Source organism: Pseudomonas sp. LB1P83, assembly GCF_054897885.1.
Window position 1 is genome coordinate 3939212 of sequence record NZ_CM142709.1, and the last position, 26355, is coordinate 3965566.

Consider the following 26355-nt stretch of genomic DNA (forward strand, 5'->3'; position numbering starts at 1 on the left):
CGCCATCGCGAGCAGGCTCACTCCCACAGGGTTTTGTATCAGCCCGAAGCTTGCAGCAGCCACTCCTTGAACATCGTCATCGCCGACGTTTCGGGGCGCGACTGCAAGCGGGTCAGCCAATAGCTGCCGGTGGTGATGCCGATGTCGAATGGTTGCTCGATCGCACCCGCCGCCAATTGCCGGGCGAACATCAACGGCGGCGCCAAGGCAATACCGGCGCCCTGTAACGCAGCCTCCATCATGGCGAGCGAGGAGTCGAAGACGATGCTCTTGGGCGGCGGCGTATTGGCCGGCAACCCGGCGGCCAGAAACCACTCGGGCCACTCATCCGTGCGGTAGGATCGCAGCAGCGTCTGCTTGAGCAGGTCGGCGGGTTCTTGCAGCTGCGCCGCTATTGGAGGAACGCAGAGCACCGACAACGGCGCTTCAATCAGCTTTAAAGCCTCGATTCCGTGCCAGGCGCCGGCGCCAAACCGGATGGCGTAATCCAGCCCTTCTGCGGCCACGTCCACCCGGTTGTTGTTGGTCGACAGGCGCAAATCTATGTACGGATGTTTCGACTGGAAGTCCGCCAGTCGTGGCAACAGCCAACCCACCGCAAACGTCCCCACGGCACCCACGGTGACCACTTCACGAAAATGCCCACCCTCGAATCGCTCAAGGGTTTCAGCAATCCGGTCGAAGGACTCGCGCAATACCGGCAGCAAGGTTTCGCCTTCACTGGTCAGCATCAAGCCGCGGGGCAAGCGTTTGAACAGCGTCACGTTAAGCTGGGCTTCAAGGCTTTTGACTTGATGACTGACCGCCGCCGGCGTGACGAACAACTCCACCGCCGCCCGAGTGAAGCTCAAATGGCGCGCAGAAGCCTCGAAGGCGCGTAATGCATTCAGCGGCAGATGAGGACGAATCATGCCCACTCCCAAATTTTTCTAATGGCTAACCCGAAATATCGTCGTTTGTCGATTGTCGCCCGACTACCTAGATTTGGCACGCCCGTCAGCCGTCCGGTTTCAGATCCGTTCGGAGTGTAGCGGTTAAAGTAATGGCAACTCATGGAGAGTGGTTCCAATCATGTACAAATTTAATCTGCCAAGACTTGCGTCCTTCAGCGCTTTCGCACTGTTGCTTGGCGCAAGCCACTGTATGGCCGCAACAAAGTCTGACGATCAACTCGACGCCTTGGTGAAAGCCGCCATCGGGCCGGTGATGCAGGAACAAAATATCCCTGGCATCGCGGTCGCGATCACCCTGAACGGCCAGCAGCATTACTTTAACTACGGTGTGGCCTCGAAAGAGGACGGCAAAGCGGTCAGCAAGGACACGCTTTTTGAAATCGGCTCAGTGAGTAAAACCTTCGCCACCACGCTGACGGCCTACGCCGAGGCCAGCGGCAAACTGTCTTTGTCTGACCGGGCCAGCCAGGTTTGGCCTGAGTTGAAAGGCAGTGCGTTCGACACCATCAGCGTGTTGCAGCTCGCCACTTACACCGCCGGCGGGCTGCCGCTGCAGTTCCCCGACGAGTCCGATCATCCAGACAAAATGCTCGCCTACTTCAAACAGTGGAAACCGGTTTATGCCGCGGGTACCCACCGCCAGTATTCGAACCCCAGCCTTGGGCTGTCCGGTTATCTGGCGGCCCAAAGCATGGGCCACCCGTTCGATGAGTTGATGGAAAAGACCCTGCTGCCGAAACTTGGGCTCAAGCACACCTACCTCAAGGTGCCGCAGGACCAGATGGGATTTTACGCCCAGGGTTACGGCAAGGATGGCAAACCGGTGCGGGTGAGCCCGGGGGCGCTGGATTCGGAGGCGTATGGGGTGAAAACCAGCGCTGCGGATTTGCTTCGTTATGTTGAAGCCAACCTCAAACCGGCGGCGCTGGAAAAGCCATTGCCGCAGGCGATTGCCCTCACTCACACCGGTTACTACACAGTCGGCGAGATGACACAGGGATTGGGTTGGGAGCTCTACAACTATCCGGCCAGCCTCGATACGTTGCTGAGTGGCAACTCGACGGAAATGGCGATGGAGGCTCATAAGGTCCAGTGGCTGAACCCGCCGCAACCTGCAAAGGACACGGCATGGTTCAACAAGACCGGGTCGACGGGTGGTTTCGGCGCTTATGTCGCGTTCGTGCCTTCGAAAGACATCGGCATCGTAATCCTGGCGAACAAAAATTACCCGAATCCGGAGCGGATCAAGATTGCGCACAACATCTTGAGCGCCCTGACTGAATAACCCGGAGCAACTCGTTCCTCGGTAAACACGATCCCCTGTAGCAGCTGCCGAGCAGCGCGAGGCTGCGTTCGGCTGCGCAGCAGTCGTAAATCCTGCGCACGCGGTATACCTGTTAGACCGCACTACCTGATTTCACGACTGCTTCGCCCGAGCGCGGACCGAGCCGAACGCAGCCTCGCAGGCTCGACAGCTGCTACAAATATCGTTCGGGCAATAAGAATGGGCGGCCTCCTTTGAGGTCGCCCATTTTCGTTATTACGTCAGCTCAATGCCGAGTCGGCGGCTGGGCGTGAGGCCCATCGTTTCCCGGATCAAGATTGTCCCGAGCCTGATTCACCAGCAACTCCGCAATCCCCGCCAACTGCTGAATCGCCCCCAGCACAACCCGGTTCGAGCCATCCAGCTTGCCGGCAAAAGTCACAATCACTGCATTCAGGGAAGCCAGGGTTTCGCTGGCCTGGTGCAAGAGGGTGATGGTGTCGACGCCGGGGGCGACGGTCAGGATCTGGCTGATCGGGACGGAAAGCCTGGGTTTGCGCACGCGGATGCTGGTGTCGTGCCCGGTCGTTTCGCCTAGCCGAACGAGCTTCAGATGACTGGCATCGGTTGGGGGTTGCGCATCATTTTTGCCGAACTTCTTCATAGACGAGGCTCCTTTCTGGCCATTGGTATTGTTCGTCCCTGGATCCCTCAGTGTTGCGGACTCCCACGTCCGACCGCGAATGTTGCGGTGGCTGACAAAGGCTAACGGTGCGCTCTGACAGAAACCAGTTCATGAAATCCGACAGAACTTGCAGGAAATTTCCGAGACCAATGAAATCAGTACATCACCCCACGGTACTCCCGGTTTTTTTGTAGCAGCTGTCGAGCAGCGCGAGGCTGCGTTCGAGCGCGCAGCGGTCGCAATTCAGCAAATGAGGTTTGCCTGAAAGCAAGCAGTTGCAGGTTTTACGACTGCTGCGCAGCCGGACGCAGACTGCGCCAGCTGCACGGGGATCTTCAATCGTCCGGCATTTCCGGAGGTTTGGTGGGTTTCACCGGTTTACCCGGTTTTGCACCCTTGGCGCCGTTGGCGGCCGGTTCGGCGACAACGGGCGTTACGACCGTCGGTGGTGCGGCTTCTTTCTCGGTCGCTGGCAGGGCGTCAATGGTGTCGAAGATTTTTTTCAAATCGACCGACTTTGATTCTTCCCCCGAACTCTCGAACTTTTTCTCGCCGTCCTTGCCCACCAGGATGACTTTGGGCAACGCCCCCGCGCCGAGTTTCAGCGAGCGGATCAATGCCATGGTGTCCTGTGGACCGAGGTCCTTGCCGTCGAGCTGACCGGACATGTTCAGCACCGTGTACACCCTGATATTGCGCTGGGCGATACCTTCCTTGTTGGCCGGATCGTTCAGCGAATTTTTCAGGCCCACCCAGACCGGGTTAGCGGTGTTCGGAGCAATCACAATCAGTGGCCGGGCCCTGCCCTTGTCGATGTCCAAAGGTGAGCCGTCTTCGGCGGCGAGCAAGGGGCCGGCGAAAACCAGCAAGGTAGTCAGGGTCAAAGACCTGATGAGCATGCGCATCTCCTTTTGATATCCACGCTCTAATGATTGCGCATCGCGGCGATCGTTCCGGGTGACGCACCGCAATTGTGTTCCGCCTTGACCCAAGCTTAGGTCAGGGCGGTCATTGCGCAACAGGTTGAGCTAATCTCATCGCTCATAACGAGCCGCCAGATCCGCCGTGAGGACCCGCCATGAGCGCTCAACTGAACCACACCATCGTCTGGTGCCGAGACAAACAGATCTCCGCCCATTACCTCGCCGAGATCCTCGGCCTGCCTCGTCCCGAGCCGTTCGGACCGATGCTGATCGTCAAGCTCGACAATGGCGTGTCGCTGGATTTCTACGACAACGACCCGCCGATCGCCTCCCAGCACTATGCGTTTTTGATCGGTGAGGATGATTTCGATGCCGCGTTTGCTCGCCTGCAAGCGCGCAAGCAGCCCTGGTGGGCTGACCCCGGCAAGCAACGGCCCAACGAGATCAACGATTACGGCGGTGGCCGGCGGGTTTATTTCGATGACCCGGACGGGCATCTGCTGGAGATTCTCACGCGCCCCTGAGGCTGGAAGCCGTGCTGGTTCAGAACGCCAGTTTGTAGCCGATCAGCACCAGCATCGTGGCCAGGCACGGACGCAGCACTTCGTCGGAGATGCGACCGGTCAAATGGCTGCCCAGGTAAATCCCCGGCAGCGAACCGATCAGCAAATAACCCAGCACCTGCCAATCCATGTTGCCCATGCTCGCATGGCCCAGGCCGGCGACCAGGGTCAGGGGAACGGCGTGGGCGATTTCCGTGCCGACGAGGCGGCGCGTCGGCAGCAGCGGATAGAGGATGAACAACGCCACGGTGCCGAGGGCGCCGGCACCAATGGAGGTCAGCGCGACCATGGTGCCCAGCACCAGACCCGTGATGACCGTCAATGCATTCAGGCGCGAACCGCTGGGGTTGTACTGGCCGCCCGCCCGTTTGTGGGCGAAGTCGAGCAGGCGTTTCTTGAAGAAAATCGCCAGCGCCGTGGCAAACAGTACGAAGCCCAGCGCCTGCTTGATGACGGCGTTCATCGCATCGGGTGAGGCCTGCAAACTGCTCAGAAACCACAGCGTCAGCGCTACCGCCGGCACACTGCCGAGGGTCAGCCAGCCAGTAATCGCCCAGTCGATGTTGTTGTTCTTGCGATGAACCAGCACCCCGCTGGATTTGGTAATGGCCGCGTACAGCAAGTCGGTGCCCACCGCCGTGGCGGGGTTGATACCAAACCAGAGCAGAATCGGGGTCATCAACGAACCACCGCCCACGCCGGTCATACCGACGATGAAGCCTACTACCAATCCTGCCACCACCAACCCGAAGTTAACGAAATCCATTAACACGCCCGCACAAAACACATGAAAAAACTGGCCCGCAGCATAGCGATTTTTCTTATAACCACTTATATCGATAAGAACTATCGTTATTCCTCAACACACCATTCACCCCTGTGTACCCAATTCCCCTGTGGGAGTGAGCCTGCTCGCGATGACGGACTAACAGGCAACATTGATGTCGACTGATCCACCGCTATCGCGAGCAGGCTCGCTCCTACAGGGGGATTTGCTGTGTCAGTGAGTGTGGTGAGGTTGGTCTACTGCACCGGCAAGAAATTCAGAAACAGCAAACTCTGCGCATAGTTCAGGCCAATCCGCCGATAACGCTCGTCCAGCATCTGCGTCAGCAAATCCAGCCGCGCGACGATCTTGCCGAACTCCACGGCAAAACTCAGGTTGCTGCCCTCCTCTGAAATTTCGTTGGAGAACAGCAAGGGCTCGCCGTTCCTGTTTTGCCGCTGACTCAGGATCCAGGTGGCTTTCTCGATGTTGCGGGCGGCGTTACTGACGAAGGTCGGGTTGATCGCATCGGTCATGTAGAACTCGAGGCGATTGCCGTGGGCGGTGACCAGCATGCTGCCGATGGCATAGATGAAAGCGCCGACCCGGTCGCCGAGAAACTCCGGGCTCATGGCATAGCTCAGTGCCGCGAGGTCTTTCTTGCCACCAAGAGTGGGCAGCGGCTGTTGCTGTTCGATGGCCAGGCGCACTTGCTTTCCGGCGGTGCGGGCGTCGAGGAAGCCGGACTTTTTCAACTCGTCCGGGTTGCGCAGGTAGAGCTTGTTCATCAGCAAGTAGAGGCTGTCGAGGTTGTCGCGCATCGCCAGGGTCGCCATGCGATCGACGCTGGTCTGGAGGAATTCCTGGGGCGTGCCTTCACGAAACTGGCTGACGATGTCGCTGCCCTGTTGCTGGCTGCAACCGCTGGCGAAGAGCATCGACAGGCTGGCCAGCAGCAGGCATTGGCGACGTATTGATGACGTGAAGACGGGTAAAACTCGAGCCATGGGTGCTTGAACTTGGGCATTGGCCGACGGTGGGGATCGCCGCAGGCTGGCCAAGGATAGAGCCGCCAAAGCTGAAAAAGTGCAGTGCCGACTGATCATCGGGTTATTTAGTCATACTTTTAATGGATTTTATTGAGTAACAAGCTATAAATCTTCTCCAGTCGAACATTTAGTATGACTACTAGATCTTTTACTGTCCTATGAAAACAACAATAAGGAAGGTTTACCATGCTGCCATCCCGACACCTGCTCTCCGGCCTCGGACTGTCCCTGATGATCGCCACCCTCCCCACTCAAGCAGCTGGCCTGTCCAGCGAACACAAAGCGTTCGGCAAGACCAACGACGGCACACCCGTCGAGCAATACGTCTTGCGCAACAGCCACGGCCTGCAAGCCACAATCATTACTTACGGCGGCATTTTGCAGTCGCTCAAGGTGCCGGACAAAAACGGCAAGCTCGACGACGTGGTGCTGGGTTTTGACGATGTTCAGGGCTATCAGAGCGGCACGGCGTACTTTGGCGCGACCATCGGGCGTTTCGGCAATCGCCTGGCCAACGGCGCGTTCGAACTGGACGGCAAACGCTATCAGGTGCCGCTCAATGACGGGACCAACTCGCTGCACGGCGGCCCGCAGGGTTTTGACAAACACGTGTGGCAAGCCCAGCCGAGCAAAGGCAAGGATTCGGTGGGCGTGACCCTGACTTACCTGTCGGCGGACGGTGAAATGGGCTTCCCCGGCAACCTCAAAACCGAGGTCACCTACAGCCTCACCGAGAACAATGAGTTGCGCATCGAGTACAAGGCCAGCACCGATAAACCGACCGTGCTGAACCTGACCAACCACAGCTATTTCAACCTCGCCGGCGCAGGTAATGGCGATGTGCTGAAACAGCTCGTGACGCTGCATTCGACCCACTACACACCGGTCACCGCCAAGCTGATCCCGACCGGCGAACTGGCCCCGGTCGCCGGTACGCCGATGGACTTCACGCAGCCCACCGCTATCGGCAAAAACATCAAGGCCGATCACCCACAACTGAAATTCGCCGAGCCGAAACAGGGTGGCTTCGATTTCAACTGGGCACTGGACGCCAAGGGCGACGTGGGCAAACTCGCCGCCGATGTCAGCGACCCACTCTCCGGGCGCCGCTTGCAGCTCTACACCACCGAACCCGGCGTGCAGTTTTACACCAGCAACTTCCTCGACGGCACGGTCAAGGGCAAGGGCGGCAAGGTTTATCCACATTGGGGCGCGTTTACGCTGGAGACTCAGCACTACCCGGACTCGCCGAACCAGCCGAACTTCCCGTCCACCCGACTCGACCCGGGCAAGACCTATACCCAGAGCACAGTGCTGAAGTTTTCGGCCAACTAAACATCCCGGCCACGACACAATCCGTGTAGCAGCTGCCGAGCAGCGCGAGGCTGCGTTCGGCTGCGGAGCAGTCGTAAACCCGCTTTACGCGGTTTTCCTGAAAGAACCGGTTGCCTGATTTTACGACTGCTCCGCAGCCGAACGCAGCCTCGCGCTGCTCGGCAGCTGCTACACACCTACGGAACCACCGGGATATTCTGCTGCCAACTAATGAGCACTTATCGATTCTAAAAAGGAGGTTTTCATGCGGACCCTCGAATTGGCCGGCGTCAACGTCCCAGTCATCGGCCAAGGCACCTGGCGCATGGGCGAAGATCCCTCGCAACACCGCAAAGAAGTCGCCGCGCTGCGCCTGGGCGTGGAGTTGGGCATGACCCTGATCGACACCGCCGAGATGTACGCCGAAGGCGGCGCGGAGCAAGTGGTGGGTGAAGCCATCGCCGGTCTGCGCGACAAGGTTTTCCTGGTCAGCAAGGTCTACCCGCATAACGCCAGCCACAAAGGCATCCCCCAGGCCTGCGAACGCAGCCTGCAGCGTCTGAATACCGATTACATCGATTTATACCTGCTGCATTGGCGCGGCCAGTATCCGCTTGAAGAAACCGTCGAAGCCTTCGAACGCCTGCGTGAAGACGGCAAGATCGGCCGTTGGGGCGTGTCCAACTTCGACGTCGAGGATCTGGAGGAATTGAACTCACCGGCCTGCGCCACCAATCAGGTGCTGTACAACCTGGAAGAGCGCGGCATCGAATTTGATCTGCTGCCGTGGTGCCAACAGCGTCATCAGCCGTTGATGGCATACTGTCCCATCGGTCAGGGAGGAACGATGCTGGCCCATCCGGCGCTCAAACAGATTGCCGCCCGTCACGCGGTGACGCCGGCTCAGGTAGCACTGGCATGGATTCTGCGACAGACGGGCGTGATCGCCATCCCCAAAGCGGTCAAACCTGAACATGTGCAACTGAATGCGCAGGCCGCGCAATTGCGGCTCGACGACGAGGATCTGAAGGCGCTGGACCACGCGTATCACGCGCCACAACGCAAGCACCGGTTGGCCATGGTCTGAGCCATCGCGGTACTGTCAGAGGGCTTCTGCATGAGAAGCACTGATCAGCTCGACGCCTTTAATTTGCCGCGTTTTATCCAGGCTCAAGACCCTGTGTACAACCGGGTTCAAGAAGAACTGCGCGCTGGCCACAAACGCAGTCACTGGATGTGGTTCATCTTCCCGCAGTTCGCCGGGTTGGGCGGGAGCGAGATGTCCCGACACTTTGCCATTCGCTCCGTCGAGGAAGCCCTGGCTTATCTGAATCATCCGCTACTGGGTTCTCGCTTGCGCACCTGCACGCAACTGGTGCTGAACATCGAACAGCGCTCGATTGCAGGCATATTCGGCCATCCCGACGATCTCAAGTTTCACTCCTCCATGACGTTGTTCGCCCAGGTGGCCCCCGCAGATAACCTCTTCAATCAGGCACTGGATCAGTACTTCCACGGCATCCTGGATGACTGGACGCTGGTGTTGCTGGACTCAAAACAGGCCCAGTTGCCCACCAATCAAGGTTGAGAAGTCGTCGTCCACGAAGGGCAGAATCGCATCCGCCACCGGCTGTAGTTGCCGGGTGACGTAATGGTCGTAGTCGATGGGCGCACTACGAATCTCCAGCGGCTCGGGCCCGGCGACGCTGATCACGTAGCTGATCCAGCCACCGTTCTGATACTGCCGGGGGCGGCCCTGCTGGTCGTTGTATTCATCGGCGATCCGCGCCGCACGGACATGGGGCGGCACGTTGCGTTCATAGTCATCAAGGGTACGGCGCAGGCGCTTGCGGTAGATCAGGCGATCATCGAACTCACCGGCCAGGGTTTTGCGCACGTAGTCGCGCACGTAATCCTGATACGGCTTGCGATGGAAAATCCGCGAGTACAGCTCCTGCTGAAATTGCCGGGCCAGCGGCGACCAGTCGGTGCGCACGGTTTCGAGGCCCTTGTAGACCATTTCGTCGCTGCCATCGGCGCGGGTGACCAGCCCGGCGTAACGCTTCTTGCTGCCCTCCTCGGCACCGCGAATGGTCGGCATCAGAAAGCGTTTGTAGTGAGTCTCGAACTGCAATTCCAGGGCGCTTTTCAGCCCGTATTCCTGCTGCACATGCTCGCGCCACCACTGGTTGACGTGGTCCACCAGCGCGCGGCCGATTTGCGCGGCTTCTTCCTGGCCGTGGGCGCGACGGAGCCAGACGAACGTCGAGTCGGTGTCGCCGTAAATCACCGTGTGCCCCTGGGCTTCGATCAACTGCCGGGTGCGCAGCATGATCTCGTGGCCGCGCAAGGTAATGGACGAGGCCAGGCGCGTATCGAAGAAGCGACAGCCGCTGGAACCGAGCACGCCATAGAAGGCATTCATGATGATTTTCAGCGCTTGTGACAGCGGCGCATTGTGTTCGCGCTTGGCGGTCTCGCGGCCTTCGGCAACCCGGGCGACGATCGCCGGCAGGCAATGCCGGGTCCTGGAAAAACGCGCGCCACGGAAACCCGGCACGGACTCGCTGTCGTCGGGATGCTGCAAGCCTTCGATCAGCCCGACCGGGTCGATCAGGAAGGTGCGGATAATCGACGGATAGAGACTTTTGTAGTCGAGCACCAGCACCGATTCGTACAGACCCGGTTGCGAGTCCATGACAAAACCGCCGGGGCTGGCCTGCGCGGGCTTGTTCCCAAGGTTCGGCGCCACGAAGCCCTGGCGGTGCATCAGCGGCATGTAAAGGTGCGTGAACGCGGCCACCGAACCGCCGCTGCGGTCTGCCGGCAAACCGGTGACGCTGGCGCGTTCCAGCAGGAAGGTCAGCAGTTCGGTTTTGGCGAAAATCCGCGTCACCAGTTCGCAGTCCTTGAGGTTGTACTTGGCGAGCGCCGGTTTGTCCTCGGCGAACATGCGGTTGATTTCGTCCATGCGCTGGTACGGCGTGCTGATCGCCTTGCCCTCGCCGAGCAAGGTTTGCGCGACGTTTTCCAGGCTGAATGAGGGGAAGCTCCAGGTCGCCGAGCGCAGGGATTCGATGCCGTCGATGATCAACCGGCCGGCGGCGGAGGCGAAGTAATGGTTGCGGCTGCCGTGTTCGCGCCACTGCATTTCTTCGCCGCCACGCCCCAGTTTCAGCGGGACGCCCAGCTGCCGGGCGTGTTGATGCAACACGCGCAGGTCGAACTGCACGACGTTCCAGCCGATGATCGCGTCGGGGTCATGGCGGGCGAACCATTCGTTGAGCTTTTTCAGCAGCACGGTTCTGGAGTCGCAGTATTCGAGCTGGAAATCCACCTCGCTGTCGTCGCCATTCGGCGGGCCAAGCATATAGACCTGGCGCTCGCCGCAGCCTTCCAGGGCGATGGAATACAACTCGCCCTGAGCGGTGGTTTCGATGTCCAGCGAGACCAGTCTGAGGTTGGGCCGGTAGTCGGGGGCCGGTTTCATTTGTGCGTCGAGCAGCAGGCCTTCGGCACCTGGCGTGCCGCCGAACAGGACGGGCGCAGTGATGAAGCGCTCCATCATGTAGCGTTCCGGCGGGCGCACGTCGGCTTCGAACATTTCGACGCCTGATTTGCGTAGCGCTGTTTCCAGGCGCATCAACTGACCGTGTTGCTGGCAATACAGACCGAGCACCGGGCGGTGCTCGAAATCCTGAAGGGCCAAGGGCTTTAGTTCGACATTTTTTTCGCCGCGCAAAACAGCATCGGCTTGCTCGCGCTGGGCCGCCGGGATGAACGCCACCGACGGTTGATGAGGCAGACGGATACGCTGGGGACCGGTGTCGGTCGCCAGCCAGAACTCGACTTGGGTACCGGCCGGGGTGTCGCGCCAATGCCGGGTCAGGACGAAACCCTGCTGTAAATCCACCACTGCAACCTCAAGATTTGATTCAGGCGGCAATTCTACGCGTCATTGCGGGGGATAGCCCTCACCGCAAGGTGGATGCATTCCCTGTAGGAGTGAGCCTGCTCGCGATAGCGGTTTAACATTCAACAATGATGTTGGCTGTGAATCCGCTATCGCGAGCAGGCTCGCTCCTACAGGGATTGAGTGAGCCTCTGGATCAGTGGATAACTGTGGAATACTCCTGGTTTTCGGAAGAAAAACCGCCCAATGACGTTTTTTGAGCGTTATCTGCCGCTTTGCGCCTTGCCCTCAGCGCCCGGGTCTACGATTCTTCAATAACAACGACAACACCTGAGAAATTGCCATGAAAACCGTCGCCCAACTGCTGAAGTTAAAGGCTGAACAGAATCATGAAGTCCACATCATCGCGCCTCATCAAATGGTGCTGGAAGCGTTGATGGTCATGGCCGCGAAAAACGTCGGCGCCTTGCCGGTCGTGAAGAATGGCGAGGTCGTCGGCATCATCAGCGAACGTGATTACGCACGCAAACTCGTGCTCAAGGGCCGCTCCTCGGTCGGTACGCCGGTCGAAGACATCATGGTGTCGCCGGTCATTACCGTGGATACCCATCAAACCGTCGAAACCTGCATGGGCATCATGTCCGACAAACGCCTGCGGCACTTGCCGGTGGTGGAAAACGGGCAGTTGATCGGTTTGCTGTCGATCGGCGACCTGGTCAAGGAAGCGATCGCCGAACAGGCTGAGTTGATTCGCCAGTTGGAGCAGTACATTCGCGGCGATTGATTCCGACGCAACACATATCCCCTGTGGGAGCGGCTGTGGCGAGGGGATTTATCCCCGTTCGGCTGCGAAGCAGTCGTAAAACCATTGTTCGCGGTGTATCTGATGCACCGCAGTTTTCGATTCGGGGCCGCTTCGCAGCCCAACGGGGCGGTGCGACGGTTCGCTAAATCCCCTCGCCACAGCCGCTCCCACATTTAGATGGGGGGTGTTCTTCAGGTTGGCCAATGCCGGGCGAAGACCGGGGCCAATGTGGGGTGGTGGTCGATTCGCGTCAGCCATGCGTAAAAACCCGGTCGGGCATTGCGCAGATGCTCGCGACTGCCCGCCCACCGAGTCACTACCGCTGCCAGCACATCCAGTGCGCCGGGTGTCTCGTCGTCCAGATACAACTCGCCCGAGAACTGATCGGCAAACACCTCCCAACTCCAGTGCAACCGTCGGCGGGCGCCGGCCATGAGGTTTTCCATGGACGCCGCATCCGCGTTGATCAACCAGCGCTCGGGGTAATCGATGATGCCGATGGCCGTGTAGCAATTGCTGACGATGTACACCAGGCCGCGAATGGCCTGATCGCGCTCGGCGGGCGTGCTCGACAGCAAGTTCGACTCAGGAAACGCAAACCCCAGATGGATCAGGATCGCCGCGCTCTCGGTCAGAATGCTGCCGTCGGGCAGTTGCAGCGTGGGAATTTGCTTGAGCGGGTTGAGCTTCTCCAGGGCTGTGGCGGCCTCGGGAGACGATTCAACGTCGATGAAGCGATAAGGGATTTCACAGAGCTCGAGTGCGGCCTCTATCGCTGCGGCGCCGGAGTTCTGGTGTCCGTAGAGCTGATACATGATGCGCCCCCCTGGCGAGACAAGAATATAGTCAGTAGAGGCGCCGCTTGCCGGCCTCGTTCCGTGCCACTGCAAATATCGCGATGCTGAGCGCCCTAACCCAGTGCTGCGATCAGCTCTGCCGTCGTGACAATCGAGTGGGCATAGGTCGGCCCGTTGATCTCATGCGCAGCGTGCATCGCCTCTGCACTGAAAGCCGCCGTGGCGTCGCGCACCAGCGTGACGTGATAACCCAGTTCGGCGGCGAACCTGGAGGTGCTTTCGATGCAGGTATTGGCGAGCATCCCCACCACCACGACCTTGTCGATCCCGTGTTGTTTGAGCAGGTAGTCCAGATCGGTGTTGGCGAAACCGCTGCCACCCCAGTGTTCCTTGACGATCACGTCACCGGCCTCGGGCAGGAAGTCCGGGTGCCATTCCCCGCCCCAGGTTCCAGCAGCAAACACCTGCGCATGGCTGGCGCCTTGTTGATAGGGGCTGGGGTGTTTCCAGCGTGCCAGCTCATCGGGTTCGGCGCGGTGATGCGGAACGTAGAAAACCTGGATGCCGGCCTTGCGAATGGCCGCCACCACGGTCTTCAGGTTGGCCAGCGTGCCGACGCTGTCAGCCACCGGTTGAGCCTGGCCGTGGAGTTTGCCGCCCTCGCTGAGGAAGTCGTTGTAAGGATCCACCAACAGCAGGCCGGTGTGGGCGGGAACATAGGAACTGGCATTCATGATCGACTCCTCAAGGGCAAAGGCACGCACCAGCTAACCAGTGTAGAAGCGTCGATCGCCCCGACCGTGGCCATCCGACGACTGAACCATCACGCCCACGTGGGGTGCATCGTTCTACCTATCATTGCCGTCGATGTTTACCATCACCTCAATGAAGTTCTCATAAAAAATCCGCGGCGTAAGATCGGCTCCATACCAAACAACTACACCCCGGAGCACACCCTCATGAAACGCCAAATCCTTCTCAGCATCGCTTTCTCGGTCTTTGCAGTTAACGCTTTCGCCGCTACCTCTGCTCACCCGGTTGTCGCTGAAGGCGGCTCGGATCGTCTGATTGAAAGTCGTGTGGCTGAGGGTGGTTCGGATCGTCTGATCGAGAATCGCGTTGCCGAAGGTGGTTCGGATCGTCTGATCGAAAACCGCGTCGCTGAAGGTGGTTCGGATCGTCTGATCGAGAACCGCGTCGCTGAAGGTGGTTCGGATCGTCTGATCGAGAATCGCGTCGCTGAAGGTGGTTCGGATCGTCTGATCGAAAACCGCGTCGCTGAAGGTGGTTCGGATCGTCTGATCGAAAGCCGCGCTGTATAAATGAATGGTTTTACCGCGGTACTCAATGAAAGACCCGGCCTTATCAGCCGGGTTTTTTTACGCCTGCAATCATCGGAAACTCATGCGGTGTCTTTTAATGCGCCAAGAACGCAGCCTCGTTTCACTCGACAGCTGCTACAGGGGAATGCAAAGCCTTTGTAGCAGCTGTCGAGTGAAACGAGGCTGCGTTCTTTTGATCTTCAATTCCCCTTGGCCATGCATCGCTGATAACGCTCATCGACCCGCTTGGCGAACCACGCTGTCGTGAGTTTGCGGGTGATTTTCGGGCTTTGCAGCACGATCCCCGGCAACACCGCCCGAGGCAACCGACGACCTTCCGCCTGGTCGGCCAGGTCAAACACCCGCGAATAGAGCTGGGTGTCCTCGAACTGGAGGTTTTTGCCCTCCTCCAGTTGATCCCGAATGGTCGTGTTGCGCATGCCCAGTTGCTTGCCAAGGGTGCGCACCGCCAACTCCGTGGTGCCCGGCATGATCGCGTCATAGCGGACCAGATCACCGTCCAGCGCCAACGGAATGCCTGAAACACGACTTACCGCGTTCTGAAACGCCGCATTGCGGCTGGCGTACCAGCCGGCGTTGAAATCGGCGAAGCGATACAGCGGCTGTTTGTAGCTCACCGGGTACCCGAGCAAGTGGGCGATGCCGAAGTACATGCCGCCACGACGGCTGAACACCTCACGACGGATCGAGCCGTTTACCGGATACGGATAATCCCGCGCCTGTTGCTCGGCGAAGTCGATGCTGACCTGCATCGGCCCACCGGTGTGCACTGGGTTGAGCCCTCCAAACAAGGTCCGCCCCATGGGCACAATGCCGATGAAGTCATCGAAAATCGCGCTGAGTTCTTTTTCGCTGCGCGCCGCATTCAACCGGTCGCTGTAGCTTTTACCGTTGGATGAACTGACCTGCAGTGCACCGCTCACCAGCAGGCTGGGGATGTGGACTTTGGCGGCACGACGGTCGATCTCTTCACGGGCGATCTTGCCCAGGCCCGGCACGGGTGGGTCGACCTGGAAGGTCGACTCCTGCTCCGTGACCGCAAGTACCGAACACAGGTTTTGCGTGGAGGGATAGATGTTCTGCGCGGCAAATGCGGCGTAAATGTCCGTCGCCCAGCCTTGGCGGTCAACGGTTTTGGCTGGCAACAGGCGCACGATCTCAGCCTTGACCTCGGCGGGTTTGCGGGCCGGCAACTCCTGAGTGCGCTGGGAGCCGCAACCGGCCAGAACCAGCAATGCCGCGACACTCATGATCAATCGATTGGCTTGCATGGTGCTCCATCAAATCTGCTGAACCGGGTTAACCATACGATCAATGGCATGGCGCAGGCTATGACTGCGGCGGAAACGCCCCGTTCCGTAGCAGCTGTCGAGCCTGCGAGGCTGCGTTCGGCTGCGCAGCAGTCGCCAATCCTGCGTACGCGGTTTACCTGATAAACCGCAGTGCTTGCATGGACGACTGCTTCGCAGCCGAACGCAGCCTCGCGCTGCTCGACAGCTGCTACAGGTCCCGCCTCATCCTGTGTAATGACAAACTGATTGCACACCGTTACTGAGAAAGCCTATCATTCGCGCCTGGAGTCGCATTTGTGCAAGGAGTTCCCGCGCCGTCACTTTCTTTTTTCTCACCGGCGGCGTGCCGTCAGGAATGAAACATGACCACTCCAGCCCGACTCGGCGCCCCTTTTCGCCCGACATTCCTCGCCTTGTTTTGCTCCCTGTCCGTGACTGCCTACGCCGCAACGCCGGCCACCGCCCCCGAAAATGAAGGCAAGTCGCTGGTGCTGGACGAGGTCAACATCAACGCCCAGGCCCCATCCCCTTCTGCCCTGCCCCCGGTGTTTGCCGGCGGCCAAGTGGCGCGCGGCGGGCAATTGGGTGTGTTGGGTAATCAGGACATCATGGACGTGCCGTTCAGCGTGTCGTCCTACACCGAGCAGCTGATTCAGGATCAGCAAGCCGAAACCGTCGGCGACGTGCTGCTCAACGATTCATCGGTGCGCCAGGCCACCGGTTTTGCCAACCAGGCGCAGGTGTTCGTGATTCGCGGCCTGCCGCTCAACGGCGATGACATTTCCTATAACGGCCTGTACGGCGTACTGCCGCGGCAGATCATTTCCACCGATGCGCTGGAACGCGTCGAAGTGTTCAAAGGCCCGAACGCGTTCATCAACGGCGTGACCCCGACCGGCTCCGGCATTGGTGGCGGCGTGAACCTGCAACCCAAGCGCGCTGGCGACGTGCCGTTGCGCCGCTTTACCACCGACATCAGCAATGACGGTCGGGTCGGCGAGCACCTGGACATCGGCCAGCGTTTCGGCGAAGACAACCGCTTCGGCGCCCGGATCAACCTCGCCCAGCGCGAAGGCGACACCGCCGTCGACGACGAGAACCAGCGCTCCAAACTGTTCGCGATCGGCCTGGATTATCGCGGCGACGCGCTGCGCCTCTCCGGCGATTTCGCGTACCAGAAGCAACGCATCAACGGTGGCCGCAACTCGGTGTTCCTCGGCACCGCGACGCACATCCCGGACGCGCCTTCGGCCGACACCAACTACGCGCCGAAATGGGGCTTCACCGAGATCGAAGACACCTTCGGCATGCTGCGCGCCGAATACGACCTGAACGACAACTGGACTGCCTACGCCGCTGGCGGCGCCAAGCACACCCGTGAAACCGGCCGCTACAATTCGACCACCCTCGTGGGCAACGACGGCACCGCCACCACCACCGGCTCGTTCATTCCCCATGACGAAGACAACAAAAGCGTCATGGCGGGCCTGAACGGGCGCTTCCAGACGGGCCCTGTCAGCCACAAACTGAACTTCGGCCTGGCCGGGATCTGGACCGAGCAGCGCAGCGCCTTCGACTTCGACCTGACCCGCTACCCGAACAACATCTACCACCCGGTTGAAACGCCCGCGCCACAGGGCGGTTTCGACGGCGGCGACCTGCACGACCCGGGCATCACCGGCAAAACCTTCGTGCGCAGCGGCGCGGTGTCCGACACCCTGGGCTTCTTCGATGATCGCCTGCTGCTGACCGTTGGCGTGCGTCGCCAGCAGATGGTGGTTCAAGGCTATGGCTATGCCGACTACGGTTCCGGCAGCCGCACTTCGTCCTATGACGAATCGATCACCACGCCGGTCTACGGCATCGTGTTCAAACCGTGGGACCACGTGTCGCTCTACGCCAACCGCATCGAAGGCCTGGCGAAAGGCCCGACGGCGCCAACATCGGCGGGTGGTCGTGTGGTCATCAATGGCAATGAAGCCTTCGCTCCAGCGCGTTCGAAGCAAATCGAAGCGGGTGTGAAAGTCGACATGGGCACCTACGGCGCCAGCCTCGGTGTGTACCGGATCGAGCAACCGGCCGACGGTTTTACTCAAGTCGTCGATGCCACCACAGCAGTCTTTGTGCGTGAAGGCGAACAGGTCAACAAAGGCGTCGAGCTGAACGTCTTCGGCGAGCCGATCGAAGGCCTGCGCCTGATCAGCGGCCTGACCGTGATGGACACCGAACTGAAGAAAACCGCAGGCGGTCTGAACGACGGCAATCGCGCCATCGGCGTGCCGACCTTCCAGTTCAACGCCGGCGTGGATTGGGATGTACCGGGCCTGCAAGGGGTCGCGCTGGATGCACGGATGCTGCGCACCGGCGGTCAATACGCCGACGCCGCAAACAACCTCAGCCTGCCGACCTGGAACCGCTTCGATGCCGGCGCCCGTTATGCCTTCAAAGTCTCGCAAAAGGATGTGACCGTGCGTCTGGGCGTCGACAACCTGACCAACGAAAAATACTGGGAATCGGCACTGGGCGGTTACCTGACCCAGGGCGAGCCACGGGTGGCGAAGTTGTCCGGCACCATCGACTTCTGATCACCGGTGCTTAACGAAAAGGCCCTGCAACTTCACGGTTGCGGGGCCTTTTTCCGTTGGGCGGCCAGCCTTTTCATATCCCCGGGCTGGACCATACTTGAGCCACACACCGAGGAGGAAAGGCCCATGAACCGTAGCGACGTACTGATCGTCGGCGCTGGCCCGACCGGGCTGGTACTGGCGCTGTGGCTGAGCAAACTGGGGATTCGGGTACGGATTATCGACAAGACGTCGGCCCCCGGCACCACGTCGCGGGCGCTGGCCGTCCAGGCGCGGACGCTGGAGCTTTACCGCCAACTCGACCTCAGCGATGCCGTGGTGAAGAAAGGTCATCGGGTGGCCGCAGCGAATTTCTGGGTCAAGGGCGAGCCCGTGGCGCGCTTGCCGTTGACCCGCATCGGCGAGGGGCTGACGCCTTACGCGTTCCTCGAGATATTTCCTCAAGACGAACACGAACAGCTGCTGATAGAACGCCTCGAAGGGTTCGGCATCAAGGTCGAACGCAACACCGAACTGGAAGGCTTTGAGGAAACCGGCGATGGCATCAGCGCAAGGCTGCGCTTGCCCGATGGCCAGCAGGAAATCTGCCAGGCATGTTACCTGGCCGGTTGCGACGGGGCTCGGTCAGTCGTGCGCAAGACCCTGGACACCGGTTTTCCCGGTGGCACCTACCAGCAGATTTTCTATGTGGCCGACGTGCAGGCGCGCGGGCCGACGTTCAACGGCGAACTGCACCTGGACCTCGATGAAGCGGACTTTCTCGCCGTGTTTCCGTTAGCCGGTGAAGGCCGCGCCCGCTTGATCGGCACCGTGCGCGACGAGCGCGCCGACCGTGCTGAAACCCTCGGGTTTGCCGACGTCAGCAGCCAGGCCATCGAACATCTGAAGGTGCAGATTGATCAGGTGAACTGGTTCTCGACGTATCGCGTGCATCACCGCGTGGCGGATCACTTTCGCAGCGGTCGCGCGTTTCTATTGGGCGATGCCGCGCATGTCCACAGCCCGGCGGGTGGCCAGGGCATGAACACCGGGATCGGCGATGCCATCAACCTGGCCTGGAAACTGGCGGCGGTCTTGAGCGGCGGCGCCACGGCCACGCTGCTCGACACGTACGAAACCGAACGCATCGCCTTTGCCCGCAAGCTGGTGGCCACCACCGACCGAGTGTTCAGCTTCGCCACCGCCGAAGGGCGCATGGCCGATTTGCTACGCACCCGACTGGCGCCTTTCCTGATCCCCAAAATGGCCTCGTTCGAGGCGTCCCGCGAGTTTCTGTTTCGTACCGTGTCGCAAATCACCCTCAACTATCGTTGGACAGAATTGAGCACCGGTGTCGCGGGGCACGTTCATGGCGGCGACCGCCTACCCTGGGCTCACGACGGTGAGGGAGACAATTTCGAATCGCTGAAGTGTCTGTCCTGGCAGGTACATGTGTATGGCGACACCAGCGACGAAATGATCGCCTGGTGCATTGAGCATCACCTGCCGTTGCACGTATTCGATTGGCGGCCGGCGTTTGAAGCGGCGGGATTGGTGCATAGCGGCTTTTATCTGTTGCGACCGGATACGTATGTGGCGATTGCCGACAACTCGGCCGATCCCAAGGTGATCGAGCGGTACTTCAAGGAGCATGGGATTCGGCCGTTTTTCGGCAGCCCCTGAGAACCCCACAAATCAACTGTAGGAGCGAGCCTGCTCGCGATGGCGGTCTGTCAGTCACATTGATGTTGAATGTGTCACCGCTATCGCGAGCAGGCTCACTCCCACAGGGGTTCTGTGGTGTTTGTTAGATCCCGGCCAAGGCCAGGTCCATCGCGAAGTAAGTGAAGATCAGATCCGCCCCCGCCCGCTTGATCGCGCCAAGGCTTTCGCGCACCACGCGATCCTCATCAATCGCCCCGGCCTGCGCGGCGAATTTGATCATCGCGTACTCGCCGCTGACCTGATACGCCGACAGCGGCAAACGTGAAACCTCGCGGATGTCGCGGATGATGTCCAGGTACGCGCCGGCCGGCTTGACCATCAGCGCGTCGGCGCCCTCCTGCTCGTCCATCAGTGATTCGCGCACCGCTTCGCGGCGGTTCATCGGGTTCATCTGGTAGCTTTTGCGGTCGCCTTTGAGCGCGCTGCCGCCAGCTTCGCGGAAAGGGCCGTAAAGCGCGGAAGCGAATTTGGTCGAATACGCCATGATCGCGGTCTGGGTGAAACCGGCTTCGTCGAGCGCCCGGCGAATGGCCTGGACCTGCCCGTCCATGGCGGCTGACGGGGCAATCACATCAGCACCCGCCCGGGCCGCCGCCACGGCCTGTTTGCCGAGGTTGATCAGGGTCTGGTCGTTGTCGACTTCGTGGTTGTGCATTACGCCACAATGGCCGTGATCGGTGTATTCGCAGAAGCAGGTGTCGGACATCACGATCATGTCCGGCACCGCATCCTTGGCAATGCGCGACATGCGCGACACCAGGCCGTTGTCGCTCCAGGTGTCGCTGCCGCTGCTGTCCAGATGATGGGACACGCCGAACGTCATCACCGACTTGATCCCGGCCCGGGCGTAGCGCTCAATCTCACCGGCCAGTTTCGACTCCGGAATGCGCATCACGCCCGGCATGCTCTTGATCGGCACGAAGTCGTCGATTTCTTCCTCGACGAAAATCGGCAGCACCAGGTCGTTCAAGCTGAACTCGGTTTCCTGGAACAGGCTGCGCAGGCTCGCATTGCGGCGCAGACGGCGTGGACGTGCTTCGGGGAACTGACTGGACATGAGGGGGTCCTGAAAAGCGGAGGACGAGACGAAAGTCGTAGGGGGCGAAGCTTATGCCCTGAAAGGCGCGGGGCACAAACCTCGATCGCTCAAGACTGCGTTACCGAGGTAGCAATAATCCCCCGCATCCACCACAAAACCCTGTGGGAGTGAGCCTGCTCGCGATAGCGGTGTGTCAGTCGATACATGTATTGACTGACACACCGCTATCGCGAGCAGGCTCACTCCTACAGGTTTAGATGTTCAGGGTGCCGCTTATGCAGGTCACCACAGCACCGCCAATCCAGATTTCATCCCCCACCTGCTCCACCTGAATGCGCCCGGCGCGGCCCATGGTCAGGCCCTGGCTGACCACGTAAGACGCCGGCGCCAGACCTTCGGCGAGCAACCACTGCGCGATCCCGGCGTTCAGGCTTCCGGTGGCAGGGTCTTCCGGCATGCCGTCGCCGGAGATGAACGCGCGCACTTCAAATTGCGCGTCATCGCCATCACGCTCAGGGTGCCACGGCGCGATCACACCCACGGCCAGGCCAAGCATCTGTGAATGATCCGGTTGCAAATCCAGCACCTGCCGGCGGTCCTCGACCATCACCGCCAGCCAGCCGGCACCGTTATCGACCCACTGGGCCCGGACAATCGCTCCAGGCTCCAAGCGCAATCCGCGACGCACGCGCTCGACCACCTCGGCTTCCAGCGGCCCTGTCTTGATCAGCGGCGGCGCGAGAAAGGCCAGCTCCGCACCTTGCCTGCGGACCCGTACCAGACCGACGCCGCACTCCTGAATGATCTCCTCGCCCTTGGGCACGCCACCGGCCTCAAGCCATGCGTGGCAGGTGCCCAGCGTCGGGTGACCGGCGAACGGCAACTCGTTGAGGGTGGTGAAGATCCGTACCCGATAGTCCGCGCGTGGGTCGCGCGGTTCGAGGATGAACGTGGTTTCGCTGAGGTTGGTCCAGGTCGCGAACGCTGCCATGCGTTCATCACTGAGTTTGTCTGCGCCGAACACGACCGCCAACGGATTGCCCTTGAGCGCAACCCGGCTGAAGACATCCACTTGCTTGAAATCGAATGAACTCATTGCCTGCCTTGGTCTTGATGAAATCGAAGAGGTTTACTTGGGAATTTCCAGCCCGCGGATCACCGCCGGCCGCGCCAGAAAGCGCTCCAGCACGCGAGTGACGTTGGGGAAATCCTTGATGCCCACCAGATCGCCCGCTTCATAGAAGCCGATCAGGTTGCGCACCCACGGGAACGTCGCGATGTCGGCGATGGTGTAGCGTTCGCCCATGATCCAGTCGCGCCCTTCCAGTCGCCCATCCAGCACTTTCAGCAGGCGTTTGCTTTCGTCGACGTAACGATCGCGCGGACGCTTGTCCTCGTAGTCCTTGCCGGCGAATTTGTTAAAGAAACCGAGCTGGCCAAACATCGGCCCGATGCCGCCCATCTGGAACATCAACCACTGGATCGTCTCGTAACGCGCCGCCGATTCCTGCGCCAGCAACTGGCCACTCTTGTCGGCGAGGTAAATCAGGATTGCCCCTGATTCGAACAACGGCAGGGGTTTGTCATCGGGACCGTGGGGGTCGAGGATCGCCGGGATCTTGTTGTTGGGGTTCAGCGACAGAAACGCGGGGGACATCTGATCGTTGGTGTCGAAGCCGACGCGATGAGCCTCGTAGGGCAGCCCGGTCTCTTCCAGCATGATCGAAACCTTGACGCCGTTGGGGGTCGGCAAGGAGTACAGCTGGATCCACTCAGGGTATTGGGCCGGCCATTTTTGAGTGATCGGGAACGCAGACAGATCGGTCATCGCAAGCATCCATGGACAAGGAAAGGGGTTGAGCATAATCCAGGATCACCGCCGAATGGTTGAGATCTTTTGATGCTATCAATCTGGCTGATGAGCAAGATCAAACGATTCCAGTCTATCGCCGGCGCCTCCCCGTGTACCGTGTCCATAAATCCGCAACATGCTGTCGATAACCTCTGCTGCAACCCATGCAAGGTTACCGGTACATTGCGGCGCACTCGCCGGAATCGAACCAAATGGGCTTCAGAGGACTCTGAGCTGTGCCCTTTCGGAAACGGACCGGCCCAACGACATGGAAAACACCCGATGCTGGGAGCTCGCGGTGTAAAGGTTTGTCAGCCTTAACCGAATGCGCTGAAGATCACCTATTCAAATGATGAACCTTTTGAAACTCGTCAATCACTTCAAGCAACGCGCGTATGTCGTCCTGCCCTCCCTGCTGGCGGCAAGCGCGTTGTTTTTGTCGCTGGAGTCCAGCGAAAGCCGCGCCCAACCGGCCGACGGCACCCAGACCCTGGTCTTCCTGCGTCACGCGGAAAAACCCGAAGGCGGCCTGGGTCAGCTCAACTGCCAGGGCCTGAACCGCGCCATCGATCTGGCCACTTTGCTGCCGGAAAAATTCGGCAAGGCCAATTACGTATTTGCCGCCAACCCGACGCGTAATGTCGAGGAAGGCGAACTGGACAATTCCTACAGCTACATCCGTCCCCTGATGACCATCAGCCCCAGCGCCATCAAGCTCGGTTTGCCGGTGAACATCAACTTTTCGGCCAACGACACCAGCGACCTGGCGGATGAATTGCTCCACGACAAGTATCACAACTCGGTCATCTACACGGCCTGGTCCCACGGATACCTGCCTGAGCTGATCAACAAGGTCGCGGGAGATGCGGTTGGCAAGAAACAGAAGATCACCGAAGACTGGGAGTCCAGCGATTACGACTCGCTGTTTGTGCTCACCCTGACCTGGCATAACGGCAAGGCGAGTCTGGTGAGCCACAGTTATAAGCAAGGGCTGGATAATGGGCGGGAGACGTGTCCGACATAATGAAAACCTTGCAGGTATCAAGGTTTATGGTGTCTGTCAGGGCCTCATCGCGAGCAGGCTCGCTCCTACACTGGATCTGTGTCGCACTGAAGATCTAATGTGGGAGTGAGCCTGCTCGCGATGGGGCCAGAAAAACCAACACATTACTGCCGGCTGATCTGCCGCTCACGCAGGTACTCAAGAACCGCACCCTTCTCCCCCGCAAACTCAATCCGCGCCCCCTTCTTTTCCCGCTGAAACGCATACATCGGATCGTAATACTCTCGCAGCAACCCTTCGATCCAGCCTCGGTGTAAATCCACCGCCCCGCTGCTCGCCTGCTCCGCCAGCGCGTCCTCCATCAAGATCAACATTCGCCGGTGCCGTTCACCGCCCAGACGTTTCTGTACGTTGTTCAAGCTCTCCAGCAAACGCTCGGAAAACAGCGCAAAACCCTCATTGCCATGCACGTTGATGAACTCGGCACACAAGTCCACGACGTAATCGCGCAAGATCCGTTCGACCCGTCCTTCCAGGCTGTCTTCCAGCCAGACCATCGGAAACTGCTGCATGCCCTGATAGAGCGGCAGCGGCAACGCGCAACTGCCGATCGCGCGGCTCTCGTCTTCCAGCACAAACTGCTCGATGCCATGGGCGCGCTTCTTCAGCACGTCCACCGCCAGGCGGTTTTCAAAGTCGATATTGGAAGGTTGGCCAGTGGCACGTTTGCCGAAGCTGGAACCGCGATGATTGGCGTGACCTTCAAGGTCCAGACCGTTGTGTAGCTGCGTGAGCACCTCGGTCTTGCCGGTGCCGGTCATGCCGCCCAGCAACACGAAATCGCACTGGGCAACGGCCTGATCGACCGTGTCGAGCAAGAAGCTGCGCATGGCCTTGTAGCCGCCACCGACGCGCGGATAGTCAATGCCGGCCTCGTCCTTGAGCCACTGCTGGACGATCTGCGAACGCAAGCCGCCGCGAAAACAATACAAATAACCATCAGGATGCGCCCTGGCAAAATCGGCCCAGGCCTGGATGCGTTCGGCCTTGATCTCGCCGGACACCAATTGATGCCCCAGCGTAATTGCCGCTTGCTGGCCGTGTTGCTTGTAACAGGTGCCGACCCGTTGCCGCTCGTGGTCATTCATCAGCGGCAAATTGACCACACTGGGGAAAGCCCCTTTGTGGAATTCGACCGGCGCGCGGGCGTCCATCATCGGCCGGTCGTTGAGAAAGATGTCGCGGTAATCGGTGAAGTCGATTGACATCAAAACACCTCGACCGCGTTGGTCTGTCGCTCGACCAGTTCGCCGATTGGCTCAAGGGCCAGGCCCAGTTCGGCGGCCACTTTGAGGAACTGCTCGTTGCCTTCGGGCGTGACCGCAACCAGCAGGCCACCACTGGTTTGCGGATCACACAGCACCCGTTTATGCAGTTCCTGCACGCGCCCGACCTTGCTGGCGTAGCTGTCGAAATTGCGCAAGGTGCCGCCCGGCACGCAGCCCTGATCGAGGTAGTACTCAACACCCGGCAGACGCGGCACACGGTTGTATTCGATCCGCGCGGTCACATTGCTGCCATCGGCCATTTCCACCAGGTGCCCCAGCAAGCCGAAACCGGTGACGTCGGTCATCGCCGTCACGCCGTCGAGCTTGCCGAAGCGGCTGCCGGGTTTGTTCAGAGTGCACATCCAGTCGCGGGCCAGGCCGATGTCGGCCGTGCGCAACTTGCCCTTCTTCTCGGCGGTGGTGAGGATGCCGATGCCCAGTGGTTTGGTGAGGTAAAGCAGGCAGCCGGCGGTGGCGGTGTCGTTGCGCTTCATATGGCGTTTTTCCACCAGCCCGGTCACCGCCAGGCCGAAGATCGGCTCCGGCGCGTCGATGGAATGCCCACCGGCCAACGGAATGCCCGCCTCGTCACACACCGACCGTCCGCCGCGAATCACTTCCCGGGCAATCTCCGGGGCAAGCACGTTCACCGGCCAGCCAAGGATCGCAATCGCCATCAACGGATCACCGCCCATGGCGTAGATATCGCTGATCGCATTGGTGGCGGCGATGCGGCCGAAATCGAACGGGTCGTCGACGATTGGCATAAAGAAGTCGGTGGTCGACACCACGCCGCGCTCTTCGTCGATCGCGTACACCGCCGCGTCATCGCGCGAGGCGTTACCCACCCAGAGTTTGGGGTCGAGGTTCTGCGCGCCACTGCCGGCCAGAATCACCTCCAGCACCTGGGGCGAAATCTTGCAGCCGCACCCTGCACCGTGGCTGTATTGGGTCAGACGAATCGGCTCGCTCATGGGGGGAAATACCTCGTAAAGACAATGGGGGCGAGTCTAGCATTGGCGACCAATGTAAGGCGTAACACACACCGTGTAGCAGCTGCCGAGCCTGCGAGGCTGCGTTCGGCTGCGAAGCAGTCGTAAATCCTGCGCACGCGGTTTACCTGATAGACCGCAGTAACTGAATTGACGACTGCTTCGCAGCCGAACGCAGCCTCGCG

Annotated in this window: 24 protein-coding genes; 10 read left to right on the forward strand and 14 right to left on the reverse strand. The window is 60.0% G+C overall.

The annotated features are described in order from the left end of the window. Nucleotides 1-38 precede the first annotated feature (38 nt). Nucleotides 39-911 (reverse strand): LysR family transcriptional regulator, encoded by an 873-nt coding sequence (locus tag ACYZTY_RS18205; RefSeq protein WP_461954872.1) that lies wholly within the window; start codon nt 909-911, stop codon nt 39-41. A 160-nt stretch (nt 912-1071) separates the two neighbouring features. Between ACYZTY_RS18205 and ampC the strand changes: the two genes are divergently transcribed. Then, a complete protein-coding gene (ampC, locus tag ACYZTY_RS18210; protein ID WP_461954873.1) occupies nt 1072-2238 on the forward strand; it encodes a class C beta-lactamase in 1167 nt (388 codons plus the stop codon). A 265-nt stretch (nt 2239-2503) separates the two neighbouring features. On the opposite strand, the gene ACYZTY_RS18215 is transcribed toward ampC, so the two are convergent. Both ACYZTY_RS18215 and ACYZTY_RS18220 read right to left on the reverse strand, forming a co-directional pair. Next, entirely contained in the window at nt 2504-2881 is a 378-nt protein-coding gene (locus ACYZTY_RS18215) for a DUF6124 family protein (RefSeq protein ID WP_461954874.1), read from the reverse strand. A gap of 356 nt (nt 2882-3237) precedes the next feature. Continuing rightward, nucleotides 3238-3801 (reverse strand): DUF4174 domain-containing protein, encoded by a 564-nt coding sequence (locus tag ACYZTY_RS18220; protein ID WP_461954875.1) that lies wholly within the window; start codon nt 3799-3801, stop codon nt 3238-3240. A 179-nt stretch (nt 3802-3980) separates the two neighbouring features. On the opposite strand from ACYZTY_RS18220, the gene ACYZTY_RS18225 reads away from it, so the two are divergent. Continuing rightward, on the forward strand, nt 3981-4349 hold the full coding sequence (locus ACYZTY_RS18225) for a VOC family protein (RefSeq protein WP_461954876.1): 369 nt from the start codon (nt 3981-3983) through the stop codon (nt 4347-4349). A gap of 19 nt (nt 4350-4368) precedes the next feature. On the opposite strand, the gene ACYZTY_RS18230 is transcribed toward ACYZTY_RS18225, so the two are convergent. Then, nucleotides 4369-5154, reverse strand: coding sequence for a sulfite exporter TauE/SafE family protein (locus ACYZTY_RS18230; RefSeq protein ID WP_461954877.1), 786 nt, complete (start codon nt 5152-5154; stop codon nt 4369-4371). Nucleotides 5155-5411: 257 nt separating this feature from the next. Next, nucleotides 5412-6161: a hypothetical protein gene (locus tag ACYZTY_RS18235; protein ID WP_461954878.1), complete on the reverse strand. Its 750-nt coding sequence runs from the start codon at nt 6159-6161 to the stop codon at nt 5412-5414. A gap of 228 nt (nt 6162-6389) precedes the next feature. Between ACYZTY_RS18235 and ACYZTY_RS18240 the strand changes: the two genes are divergently transcribed. The 3 genes from ACYZTY_RS18240 to ACYZTY_RS18250 all read left to right on the forward strand — a co-directional run bounded on the left by ACYZTY_RS18240 (nt 6390) and on the right by ACYZTY_RS18250 (nt 9105). Next, nucleotides 6390-7538, forward strand: coding sequence for an aldose epimerase family protein (locus ACYZTY_RS18240; protein WP_461954879.1), 1149 nt, complete (start codon nt 6390-6392; stop codon nt 7536-7538). A gap of 244 nt (nt 7539-7782) precedes the next feature. Further along, complete coding sequence (locus tag ACYZTY_RS18245) at nt 7783-8604, forward strand: aldo/keto reductase (RefSeq protein WP_461954880.1); 822 nt, start codon at nt 7783-7785, stop codon at nt 8602-8604. Nucleotides 8605-8634: 30 nt separating this feature from the next. After that, nucleotides 8635-9105, forward strand: coding sequence for a DUF1810 domain-containing protein (locus tag ACYZTY_RS18250; RefSeq protein WP_461954881.1), 471 nt, complete (start codon nt 8635-8637; stop codon nt 9103-9105). On the opposite strand, the gene ACYZTY_RS18255 is transcribed toward ACYZTY_RS18250, so the two are convergent. Further along, nucleotides 9070-11430: a DNA polymerase II gene (locus ACYZTY_RS18255; protein WP_461954882.1), complete on the reverse strand. Its 2361-nt coding sequence runs from the start codon at nt 11428-11430 to the stop codon at nt 9070-9072. The genes ACYZTY_RS18250 and ACYZTY_RS18255 overlap by 36 nt on opposite strands. Nucleotides 11431-11773: 343 nt before the next feature. Between ACYZTY_RS18255 and ACYZTY_RS18260 the strand changes: the two genes are divergently transcribed. Continuing rightward, complete coding sequence (locus tag ACYZTY_RS18260; RefSeq protein ID WP_461954883.1) at nt 11774-12214, forward strand: CBS domain-containing protein; 441 nt, start codon at nt 11774-11776, stop codon at nt 12212-12214. 212 nt (nt 12215-12426) lie between these two features. On the opposite strand, the gene ACYZTY_RS18265 is transcribed toward ACYZTY_RS18260, so the two are convergent. Then, nucleotides 12427-13050 (reverse strand): glutathione S-transferase N-terminal domain-containing protein, encoded by a 624-nt coding sequence (locus ACYZTY_RS18265; RefSeq protein WP_461954884.1) that lies wholly within the window; start codon nt 13048-13050, stop codon nt 12427-12429. Between the two features lie 95 nt (nt 13051-13145). Beyond that, nucleotides 13146-13766 carry a cysteine hydrolase family protein gene (locus tag ACYZTY_RS18270; RefSeq protein ID WP_461954885.1) on the reverse strand — a complete coding sequence of 207 codons (621 nt, stop codon included), beginning with the start codon at nt 13764-13766 and terminating at the stop codon, nt 13146-13148. Between the two features lie 225 nt (nt 13767-13991). Here ACYZTY_RS18270 and ACYZTY_RS18275 point away from each other — a divergent pair, with 225 nt between their 5' ends. After that, entirely contained in the window at nt 13992-14354 is a 363-nt protein-coding gene (locus ACYZTY_RS18275) for a hypothetical protein (protein ID WP_461954886.1), read from the forward strand. A gap of 200 nt (nt 14355-14554) precedes the next feature. Here the strand turns inward: ACYZTY_RS18275 and ACYZTY_RS18280 are convergent, their stop codons facing one another. Next, entirely contained in the window at nt 14555-15646 is a 1092-nt protein-coding gene (locus tag ACYZTY_RS18280) for a DUF1615 domain-containing protein (protein ID WP_461954887.1), read from the reverse strand. Nucleotides 15647-16029: 383 nt separating this feature from the next. Here ACYZTY_RS18280 and ACYZTY_RS18285 point away from each other — a divergent pair, with 383 nt between their 5' ends. Together ACYZTY_RS18285 and ACYZTY_RS18290 are read left to right on the forward strand one after the other, a co-directional pair. Then, on the forward strand, nt 16030-18252 hold the full coding sequence (locus ACYZTY_RS18285) for a TonB-dependent receptor (protein WP_461954888.1): 2223 nt from the start codon (nt 16030-16032) through the stop codon (nt 18250-18252). A gap of 126 nt (nt 18253-18378) precedes the next feature. Beyond that, a complete protein-coding gene (locus ACYZTY_RS18290; protein WP_461954889.1) occupies nt 18379-19914 on the forward strand; it encodes an FAD-dependent oxidoreductase in 1536 nt (511 codons plus the stop codon). 124 nt (nt 19915-20038) lie between these two features. Here the strand turns inward: ACYZTY_RS18290 and hemB are convergent, their stop codons facing one another. From hemB to ACYZTY_RS18305, 3 genes are all read right to left on the reverse strand, one after another. After that, nucleotides 20039-21013: a porphobilinogen synthase gene (hemB, locus tag ACYZTY_RS18295; RefSeq protein ID WP_461954890.1), complete on the reverse strand. Its 975-nt coding sequence runs from the start codon at nt 21011-21013 to the stop codon at nt 20039-20041. 235 nt (nt 21014-21248) lie between these two features. Continuing rightward, nucleotides 21249-22091 (reverse strand): PhzF family phenazine biosynthesis protein, encoded by an 843-nt coding sequence (locus ACYZTY_RS18300; RefSeq protein ID WP_461954891.1) that lies wholly within the window; start codon nt 22089-22091, stop codon nt 21249-21251. Between the two features lie 33 nt (nt 22092-22124). Next, nucleotides 22125-22823, reverse strand: coding sequence for a glutathione binding-like protein (locus tag ACYZTY_RS18305; protein ID WP_461954892.1), 699 nt, complete (start codon nt 22821-22823; stop codon nt 22125-22127). Between the two features lie 373 nt (nt 22824-23196). Here ACYZTY_RS18305 and ACYZTY_RS18310 point away from each other — a divergent pair, with 373 nt between their 5' ends. Continuing rightward, nucleotides 23197-23871, forward strand: coding sequence for a histidine phosphatase family protein (locus tag ACYZTY_RS18310; protein ID WP_131059895.1), 675 nt, complete (start codon nt 23197-23199; stop codon nt 23869-23871). Between the two features lie 143 nt (nt 23872-24014). Here the strand turns inward: ACYZTY_RS18310 and mnmH are convergent, their stop codons facing one another. Together mnmH and selD are read right to left on the reverse strand one after the other, a co-directional pair. Then, a complete protein-coding gene (gene mnmH, locus ACYZTY_RS18315) occupies nt 24015-25118 on the reverse strand; it encodes a tRNA 2-selenouridine(34) synthase MnmH (protein ID WP_461954893.1) in 1104 nt (367 codons plus the stop codon). After that, complete coding sequence (gene selD, locus ACYZTY_RS18320) at nt 25118-26152, reverse strand: selenide, water dikinase SelD (RefSeq protein ID WP_131059893.1); 1035 nt, start codon at nt 26150-26152, stop codon at nt 25118-25120. The genes mnmH and selD overlap by 1 nt, the downstream gene beginning before the upstream one ends. Between the last annotated feature and the right edge of the window lie 203 nt (nt 26153-26355).